At 71.2% G+C, this 9,231-nt stretch carries 9 protein-coding genes; 7 read left to right on the forward strand and 2 right to left on the reverse strand.

Going from position 1 to position 9,231, the window contains the following annotated elements; translation table 11 throughout:
* Positions 1–134 precede the first annotated feature (134 nt).
* Positions 135–1,004: an LLM class F420-dependent oxidoreductase gene (locus H0X00_RS17930; protein WP_293773563.1), complete on the forward strand. Its 870-nt coding sequence runs from the start codon at positions 135–137 to the stop codon at positions 1,002–1,004.
* Positions 1,005–1,071: 67 nt separating this feature from the next.
* Here H0X00_RS17930 and H0X00_RS17935 read toward each other — a convergent pair whose 3' ends face one another.
* A complete protein-coding gene (locus H0X00_RS17935; RefSeq protein WP_293773564.1) occupies positions 1,072–2,637 on the reverse strand; it encodes an AMP-binding protein in 1,566 nt (521 codons plus the stop codon).
* 153 nt (positions 2,638–2,790) lie between these two features.
* On the opposite strand from H0X00_RS17935, the gene H0X00_RS17940 reads away from it, so the two are divergent.
* Entirely contained in the window at positions 2,791–3,549 is a 759-nt protein-coding gene (locus tag H0X00_RS17940; protein WP_367186681.1) for an SDR family NAD(P)-dependent oxidoreductase, read from the forward strand.
* On the forward strand, positions 3,546–4,307 hold the full coding sequence (locus H0X00_RS17945; RefSeq protein WP_293773570.1) for an SDR family oxidoreductase: 762 nt from the start codon (positions 3,546–3,548) through the stop codon (positions 4,305–4,307). The genes H0X00_RS17940 and H0X00_RS17945 overlap by 4 nt, the downstream gene beginning before the upstream one ends.
* Positions 4,308–4,384: 77 nt before the next feature.
* Here H0X00_RS17945 and H0X00_RS17950 read toward each other — a convergent pair whose 3' ends face one another.
* Positions 4,385–5,605 (reverse strand): helix-turn-helix domain-containing protein, encoded by a 1,221-nt coding sequence (locus H0X00_RS17950; protein ID WP_293773572.1) that lies wholly within the window; start codon positions 5,603–5,605, stop codon positions 4,385–4,387.
* A gap of 64 nt (positions 5,606–5,669) precedes the next feature.
* On the opposite strand from H0X00_RS17950, the gene H0X00_RS17955 reads away from it, so the two are divergent.
* From H0X00_RS17955 to H0X00_RS17970, 4 genes are all read left to right on the forward strand, one after another.
* A complete protein-coding gene (locus H0X00_RS17955; RefSeq protein WP_293773574.1) occupies positions 5,670–6,719 on the forward strand; it encodes an alpha-hydroxy acid oxidase in 1,050 nt (349 codons plus the stop codon).
* Positions 6,720–6,740: 21 nt separating this feature from the next.
* On the forward strand, positions 6,741–7,412 hold the full coding sequence (locus H0X00_RS17960) for a phytanoyl-CoA dioxygenase family protein (RefSeq protein ID WP_293773577.1): 672 nt from the start codon (positions 6,741–6,743) through the stop codon (positions 7,410–7,412).
* Positions 7,413–7,415: 3 nt separating this feature from the next.
* Positions 7,416–7,928, forward strand: coding sequence for a hypothetical protein (locus H0X00_RS17965; protein WP_293773580.1), 513 nt, complete (start codon positions 7,416–7,418; stop codon positions 7,926–7,928).
* A gap of 67 nt (positions 7,929–7,995) precedes the next feature.
* Positions 7,996–9,231: bifunctional transcriptional activator/DNA repair enzyme AdaA (locus H0X00_RS17970; protein ID WP_293773581.1), on the forward strand; the 1,236-nt coding region annotated here is incomplete at its 3' end.

A 9,231-nucleotide genomic window follows, 5' to 3' on the forward strand; every position in this document is an offset into this window, starting at 1 on the left:
GGGCAGCGTCGAGGACCGCGCCATCCGGGCCAACTCCGCGCGCTGCTCACTACTGACCGGCAACGCCGGTGCTGTCTTGATCGGCATGATCAATCATACCGCGCTAATTCACAGACAGACCACTAGGAGCAAACGTGCAGGTAGGCATCCACAATGCGAGCTTTTCCTGGCCCGGGGGACCCGCGTCGATCGGCCCGACGATCGCGGAACTGGGCCAAGCGGCCGAAGCGGCCGGTGTGGGCTACGTGTCCTTCATGGACCACTTCTTCCAGATCCCTCCGGTCGGTCCCGCCGAGGAGCCCATGCTGGAGGGGTACACCGCGCTGGGCTTCCTGGCCGCGCACACCTCGACGGTGAAGCTGCAGTTGCTCTGCACGGGGGTGACCTACCGTCACCCCGGCCTGTTGGCCAAGACGGTGACCACCCTCGACGTCCTCTCCGGCGGCCGCGCGCACCTCGGCATCGGCGCGGCCTGGTTCGACCGCGAGCACGACGGCCTGGGCGTCCCGTTCCCGCCGGTGGCGGAGCGCTTCGAGCGTCTTGAGGAGACGCTCCAGATCTGCCTGCAGATGTGGAGCGAGAACAACGGCCCCTTCAACGGCAAGCACTACCAGTTGGCCGAGACCCTCTGCGTTCCGGCGCCGGTCTCCTCCCCGCGCCCGCCGATCATGGTCGCCGGCGGTGGCGAGAAGAAGACGCTGAAGTTCGTCGCCCGTTACGCCGACGCGAACAACTTCTTCGGCGGCCCCGACGAGGTGAAGGCGAAGCTGGAGATCCTCAAGCAGCACTGCGAGAACGAGGGCCGCGACTACACCACGATCACCCACACCACGCTGGCCCGGGTCGACCCCGAGACCGACGTCGACGGGTTCCTGCGCGAGGCCGAGGCCATGCACGAGCTCGGCGTCAGCGTCATCTTCGTCGTCCCGCGCGGGGACAGTCCGGCCAAGCTCGCGGACAAGCTCGGCAAGGACGTCGTCCCGCGCCTGTCCGAACTGGGCTGACGCCAACCACCAATGGATGTCATCCGCAGCGATTCGCTGCGGATGACATCCATTGTGTTGTCGGGGGTTAGTTGACGGCGCGGGTCCGGCCGCCCCAGTACTGCTTCCGCAGGGTCGGCTTGTCGTGCTTGCCGACCGCGGTCAACGGGATGGCCTCGACGAAGTCGACCGTCTTCGGGCAGTTCACTGACCCCTTGCGTTCCTTGACCCAGACGATGAGTTCCTCGGCGGTGACGGCAACGGCCGGGTCGGCGACGACGACGGCCTTCACCGACTCGCCCCACTTCTCGTCCGGAACACCGATCACGGCCACGTCGCGGACGGCGGGGTGGGTGAACAGCGCCGCCTCGACCTCCTTGGGGTACACGTTGTAGCCGCCGCTGATGATCATGTCCTTCTTGCGGTCGACGATGTAGAGGAAGCCGCGCTCGTCGGCCTTGGCGATGTCGCCGGTGCACAGCCAGCCGTCGCGCAACGTCGCGGCGGTCTCCTCCGGGCGGTTCCAGTACTCGGTCATGACGTGGGGGCCACGCGCGCAGATCTCGCCGGGCTCGCCGGGAGCAACCTCGTTGAGGTCGTCGTCGAGCAGGCGGACATCCGCGATCAGGACCGGCCGGCCGCAGGAGGACAGCGCCTCGAACTCCTTGGTCCGCAGCGCCTCGGCGTGGTCGTCCTTAGTCAGCACGGTGAGCTGGTTGGGGGCCTCGGTCTGGCCGTAGAGCTGGGCGAAGATCGGGCCGAAGCGCTCCAGACCCTCGATCAGGCGCTCGGTGCCCATCGGGGCGGCGCCGTAGACGATCGTCTTCAGCGACGACAGGTCCGCGTTGGCGGTAGCCGGGTGGTCGAGCAGGACGTAGATCATCGTCGGGACCAGCAGCGTCGCGGTGACCTTCTCGGTCTCGATCGCGGCCAGCAGCTTGTCCGGGTCGAAGCCGCCGAGGACGAGGTTGGTGCCGCCGCGCATCCACACCGGAAGCACGAACCCACCGCTGGCATGCGTCAGCGGCGCGCAGTGCGCGAACACGTCCGCCTCGCCCAGGCCGAGCTCGAGGAGCTCGGAGAGCAGCGCGGAGATAAAGGTCCGGTGTGTGTGCGCCACGCCCTTGGGGCGACCGGTCGTGCCGCCGGTGTAGTAGATGCCGAACAGGTCGTCCGGCGCGACGGCCGGGACACCAGCCGCATCGGACTCCTTGTCCGCAAGCACGCCCAGGGCCGATCCGCCGTCGAGGATCGCGTCCTCGTCGACGCCCAGGCAGTACTCGATCTGGGTCCGGCTCACGATGCCGGACAGGCGCTCCGCGTACGCGCGGTCGTGCACGACCGCCTTCGCGCCGGAGTCGGTGAGGATGTACTCCTGATCCTCGGCGCCAAGGCGCGAGTTCAGCGGAACGACCGCGAGGCCGGCCCACAGGGCGCCGTAGTACGCGTAGAGCAGTTCCGGACGGTCGGGCATCAGCAGCGCGACGCGGTCGCCGGGACGAAGACCGGTGGCGAGCAGGGCCCGCCCGTTCTTGCGAACGGTGGAGATGAGCTCGGAGTAGGTGATCCGGCGCTCGCCGTCGATGACGGCAACGCGCGGGCCGTACGAGCGGCAGGCTCGCTCCAGCAGGGTGCCGATCGTGAACTCGTGCATCGTGCACCCTCCTGGGGAAATCCACCTGTGGGCGAGGAATCTAGGGCGGCACAAAGGGGCGGTTCCAGGGGCCAAACGCACCATCGTGACCCGCGTCATTGTGGTTTTGCCACATATCGCCGCTCGGGAGCGGAGTCCTAGGGTGGCTGCATGCTGGCTGACCTTCAGGGCAAGAGGGCCCTCGTCACCGGCGCCGCGCAAGGCCTGGGACACGCGATCGCCGTGCTCTTCGCCGAACGGGGCGCTCGCGTGCTCCTCACCGACATCGACGCTGACGGGGCCGCCAAGGCCGCCGCGGCACTTCCCGGCGCGGCCGCTCTCGGCTGCGACGTCACCAAGGCCGGCGACGTGCAGGCCGCTGTGGACGCGGCCGTCGCCGAGTTCGGCGGGCTCGACATCGTCGTCAACAACGCCGGCATCGAGATCGGCAAGCCGCTCACCGAGCACACCGAAGCCGACATCGACAAGCTGCTCGCGGTCAACGTCAAGGGCGTCTTCTTCGGCATCAAGTCCGCGGTCCCGGCGCTGATCGCCTCCGGCGGCGGCAACATCATCAACATGGCCTCGGTGGCCGGCCTGGGCGGCGCCCCGCTGCTCGGCGGCTACTGCGCGACCAAGGGCGCCGTGCTGCGGTTGACCGAGGTCGCCGCGATCGAGCTGCGGGCCCACGGGATCCGGGTCAACGCGATCTGCCCCTCCTTCATCGACACCGCAATGGTCGAGCGACTGGTCGACCCGTTCACCGCGGCGGTCGGGATGCCGTTCGGTGACGTCGTCGCGCTCAAACAGCAGCGCCTCGGCACGCCCGAGGAAGTCGCGGAGACCGCGGCGTTCCTCGCCTCCGACGACGCCGGGTTCATCACCGGCGCCCACTTCATTCTCGACGGCGGACTGACCGGGAGCTTGCTGTGACGGGCCTACTGCAGGACAAGGTCGCCGTCATCACCGGCGGCGGTCGCGGCATCGGCCTGGCGATCGCCGAGGCCTATGACCGAGAGGGCGCGATCGTCATCGTGTCCGACATCGACGGCGACGCCGCCGAGACCGTGGCCAAGGGACTGTCCCGCGGCGAGGCCGTCGTGTGCGACGTCCGCGACGAGGCCTCGGTGCAGGCGCTGATCGACGGCATCGTCGCCCGGCACGGCCGGGTCGACATCGCCGTGGCCAACGCCGGCGTCGGTCGCCCGATGCCCCTGGCCGAGATGAGCCTGGCCGAGTGGCGCAAGGTCACCTCGGTGAACCTGGACGGGGTCTTCCTCACGATCCGCTTCGCGGCGCTGGCGATGGCGGCCACCGGCGGTGGCTCGATCATCGGGATGGCCTCGATCACCGGCCTCAAGGGCTCGGCCCTGATCGGGGACTACGCCGCGGCCAAGGCAGGGGTCATCAACCTGTGCAAGACCGCGGCCGTGGAGTTCCGCGACCACGGCGTGCGGGTCAACGCGATGTGCCCGACGTTCCTGGACACGGTGCTGGTCCAGGAGGCGATCCCGACCTTCGAGGCCGCCCTCGGCGTTCCGTTCGACGCGGTCATCGCCCAGAAGCAGGGCCGGATGGGCACCGTCGAGGACGTCGTGCCACTCGCGGTGTTCCTGGCCAGCGAACGCTCCCGGTTCTCCACCGGCTCGTCGTTCATCGTCGACAACGGCTGGCTCGCCTCGCTCGTCTGATCCACAACGGATGTCATCCGCAGCGTCCCACAACGGATGTCATCCGCAGCGATTCGCTGCGGATGACATCCGTTGGTTTAACGCGGCCGACCGAGGAGCTGACGCAGCCTCAGGGCGGCGAGCACCTCAGCGCGTCGCTCGGACAGGCCGTGGGCGAGCAGCTCCTCGGCCTGCCGGATCCGGATCCGCACGGTGTTCTCGTGCACACCGAGACGGGTCGCGGCGCGGGACTGCGAACCGGTGGTGAGCCAGGCCAGCAACGTCTCGCAGGTCCGCTCCGCCCGCTCGTCCGCGCCGGCCAGCTCGCCGAGTTCGTCCTCGACGAACTGAAGCGCCGCGTCCTCGTCGTGCAGCATCAACAGCTCGAGGCGGACGGCGGAGAACCACAGCACGGGTGGCTGCTTGCCGATCCGCCGGTGCAGTCGCGCGGTGTCCAGGGCCTGCTCGTAGGTGCGTCGCAGCCCGGCGAGACCGACGCCCGGCGCCCCGATCGCCATCGTCGCACCGGAGGACGCCGCACCGTTCGCGACCGCGGCGGTCTCGGTGGGGCCGACCGTGCCGGCGTAGCCGAGCCAGAGCATCCAGGTGCCCGGCGCGTGCAGGAGCATCAGGGAGCCGAGCGCACCGGAGGTCTCGGTCAGCGTCGCCGCGACCCGCTCGGCCTGCGCCCGCTCGTCGACCTCGAGAGCGAGCCCGAGGTGGGTGCCGCGGAGCCGGTAGCCGAGGACGTTCTCCAGCTCACTCGTCGGCGCCGTCACGGCCCCGTGCAGGATCTGGCCGAGCACCGCGCGGCGGCGGTCCTCCTGGTTGCGCAGGATCTCGGCCCGAACCGCGTCGTAGCGGGCGACCACCACCCCCAGGATGTGAATGATGTAGTCGAACATCCCGATGGTGGCCGGCCCGACGAGTTCCTCCAGGCTCCCCCCACCCCGGTCGCTCTCGATCCGGGCGAGGCGGAACCACTCCCCCCAGAACCCGCGGACGCCGACCCAGTACCCGCGCTCCAGTTCACTGACCGGGATGCCGAGTTCGGCGGTCAGGTCGGCGAAGGCGAGCGCCCCCTCGGGATTGACGTCGCGCAGGTCGAGGTCACCGGCGAGCACGGCGACAATCGCGTGGACGTTGTCCCGGCCGGAGCGGCGCAGTGCGACGAGGAACTGCGGGTCCCGGGCGTTCTCCGGCCAGACGTGCGTCGCGGTGTCCCGGCTGACCGCCTCGGCGATCTCGTCCGGGTCGATCCGCGCGGCCATCGCCCGCATCGGACCGACCGGGATCCCGTCTCGAGCGGGCGGCGTCACCTCTCGATCGTAGGGAGGAGCACCCCGACTGGGCGAGGGGCGGCATCCGCGCCAGAATCCGCCCATGGACTTCGAGCCCCTGGAATCCGCCGCGCGCGGCACGCTCCCGCTGATGGCGTATGACTACTTCGCCGGCGGATCTGACGACGAGGCGTCACTGCGGGACAACGTCGCCGCCTGGCAACGGATCCGGCTGCGGCCGCGCGTGCTGCGCGACGTCTCGGTGATCGACACCTCGACCACCGTGCTCGGCACCCCGGTCGCCCTGCCGGTGCTGGTGGCACCGGTCGGCTACCAGGCGATGGCGCACCCCGGCGGGGAGTGCGACGCCGCGCGGGGCACCGCCGCGGCCGGCAGCCTCTACATCGCCTCGACGGTCGCCACGACGCGACTGGAGGACATCGCCGCGGCCGCCGGGCCACGCTGGATGCAGGTCTACGTGCAGAAGGAACGCCACCTGACCGAGGCGATGATCAAGCGGGCCGCCGCGGCCGGCTACACCGCGCTGGTGCTCACCGTCGACCTACCGGTCGTCGGGCGACGCCGCCGCGACGAGACCAACTCCTTCACCCTCGCGCCGGGCCTGACCGTGGCCAACTTCGGCGTGGAGATGCCCTCAGTGGCCGGCCAGTCCGGGCTCGCCGCCCAGGTCGGCCGCGACATGGATGCCGACCTGACCCCACGTGACATCGCCTGGCTGTCCGAGGTCTCCGGCCTGCCGGTGCTGGTCAAGGGCGTCCTGCGCGGCGACGACGCCCGGGCCGCGGTGGACGCCGGCGCGGCCGGGGTCGTGGTGTCGAATCACGGCGGGCGCCAACTGGACACCGCGATCGCCGGCGCCGACGCGCTACCCGAGGTGGTGGCGGCGGTGGGCGGCGACGCCGAGATCTACGTCGACGGCGGGATCCGGGCCGGCACCGATGTGCTCAAGGCGGTCGCCATGGGCGCCCGCGCGGTGCTGGTCGGCCGGCCGATGATCTGGGGCCTGGCCACCGGCGGCGCGGCCGGTGTGGAGGCGGTGCTCACCGAGTTCAAGAGCGAGTTCGCGAACGCGATGGCCCTGTGCGGCGCCCGGTCCATCGGGGAACTGACGCGGGATCTGGTCGTGCGCTGAGTCCTGACCTAAGTTGTCCGGATGTCCGCGACCATCCTGCCGACCGCCGGCCTGACCCGGCGGCTGAGCGAGGCCGAGCGCGACGACCTGCGCCGCGACGGCGTCGTGGTGGCCCGCGGCATCCTGTCCGAAGAACTGCTGGCCACCATGCACGCGGCCACCGAGCGCGTGATGGCCGACGTCGACGCCTCGGACAAGCGGCGCCCCGTCCCACCGTTCCGGGCTTGGGTGCTGGACGCCCCGCTGGTCGGCCTGACCCGTCAGGCCCTGCCGGGCGCGAGTTGCGTGACCGTCTACGTCGACCAGATCGTCGGGCACCGTCCCGGGTCGGGTGAGCTGCTGACGGTGAACCGCGAGGCGCCGTACGTGCCTGTCATGGGCAAGCAGGTGGTGCGGCTCTGGGTCCCGCTGAACACGGTGAAGGCGGGCGGCGGCGCCGTGCGCTACCTGCGCGGCTCGCACCGCGGTCCCGGCCAGGGCTCGGACTGGCTGGTCGCCGAGGCCGAGGTCGGCGACGTGGTGCTGCATCACCCCCGCGCGGTGCACGGCGCCATCGAGGACGGTGACCACCACCGGGTGGTGGCCAGCGCCTACGGCGCCGACCTGCGCCGCGGGCCGCAGGCCGCGGACGACCTGCTGCGAGAGTGGGAGTCCTTCCATCCGTTCCTGAACCCCAAGCTGCCTGAGGGCTGAGCCATGTCGATCCCCGCTCCGCGCGCCCTTCATGCCGTCCTGCTGAGCGCCGCGGTGGTTGCGGCGGCGGTCGGGTGCGGCCCTGACGCGCAGACTGTCGCCACCGGGCCGACTCCGTCGGTGGCGTCCTCCCCCACCTCGGCGCCAACCGGTCCGACCACCGCTCCGACGCGCAGACCACCGACCCAAACCCCGACCCCGAAGGCCGGTGTCGTCCGGCTGACGGCCGCTGACGCCGGCCGCGCGATCACGGTGGCTCGCGGCGACGTGATCCTCGTCGAGCTGTCCGGGGGGCCCGGCAGCTTCCTCCCGCCGACGGCCGACGATGCCGGCGTCCTGCGGACCGAGGAGCGCGGCGGTGGATATCCGGGTACCGATCCCGCGACGGCACGGTTCACCGCGATCGGCCGGGGCGTCGCCCGCATCACCAGCACGACCGACGCCGCCTGCCTGCACTCCGAACCCGCCTGCATGATTCCGCAGCAGCAGTTCACGGTGACCATCCGAGTCCGCTGAGCGCGCCCTTCCCGTTGATGTCGTTTTTCGGCTAGCAATCGTCGGTGCCGGCCCGCAGGCTGAGGTCGTGCACACCGATCGGGAGGCCTGCCTGCGGGCCGTGGCGGCGAAGGATCCCCGGTTCGACGGCTGGTTCTTCGTCGCGGTGAAGACCACCGGCATCTATTGCCGGCCGTCCTGCCCGGCGAACCCGCTGGCCAAGAACCTGACGTTCCACCCGAGCGCGGCGGCGGCCCAGCAGGCCGGGTACCGGGCCTGCAAACGGTGCCGGCCGGACGCCAGCCCGGGCTCACCGGAGTGGAATCACCGCACGGATGCGGTGGCCCGCGCGATGCGCCTGATCGCCGACGGCGTCGTCGACCGCGAGGGCGTACCGGGACTGGCCGCCCGCCTCGGCTACAGCGTCCGCCACGTGCAGCGCCAGCTCCAGGCAGAGCTCGGCGCCGGCCCGCTGGCGATCGCCCGCGCGCAACGGGCGCAGACGGCGCGCCTGATGATCGAGACCACCGACCTGCCGATGACCGACGTCGCCGCCGCCGCCGGGTTCGCCAGCATCCGCGCCTTCAACACCACCGTCGCCGAGGTGTTCGCGCTCTCCCCCACCGAGCTGCGGCGCAAGGCGAAGGGCCGCCCGCTCACCAGTGCCCCCGGCGTGCTCTCCCTGCGGTTGCCGTTCCGCGGCCCGTTGTTCCCCGACAACCTCTTCGGCCACCTGGCCGCCACCGGCGTCCCCGGCGTCGAGGAGTGGCGCGACGGGGCTTACCGGCGCACACTGCGACTGCCGCACGGTCCGGGCATCGTCGAACTGACGCCGCCTCAGAACGGCGAGCTGCCGATCACCGGCCACATCCCGGCCCGGCTGCGGCTCACCGATCTGCGTGACCTGCAGGTGGCGATCAACCGCTGCCGGTGGCTGCTCGACCTGGACGCCGACCCGACCGCGATCGACCACACCCTGGCCGCCGATCCGGTGCTCGCGCCGCTCATCACAGCAGCGCCCGGCCGCCGGGTGCCGCGCACCACCGACGGCGAGGAGTTCGCGGTGCGCGCGGTGCTCGGCCAGCAGGTCTCGACCGCCGCCGCCCGTACCCACGCCGCGCGGATCGTCGCCGCGCTCGGCGAACCTGTCGAGGACCCGGAGGGCGGGCTGACCCACCTCTTCCCCTCCACCAAGGCCCTGGCCGACCTGGACCCGGAGACCCTCGCGATGCCCGGCTCGCGCCGGCGGACCCTGGCCGCGCTGGTCTCCGCGTTGGCCGACGGCCGGCTCGACCTCAGCCCCGGCGCGGACCGGGTCACCGCC

This window comes from Sporichthya sp. (assembly GCF_013815995.1).
Classification (GTDB): domain Bacteria; phylum Actinomycetota; class Actinomycetes; order Sporichthyales; family Sporichthyaceae; genus Sporichthya.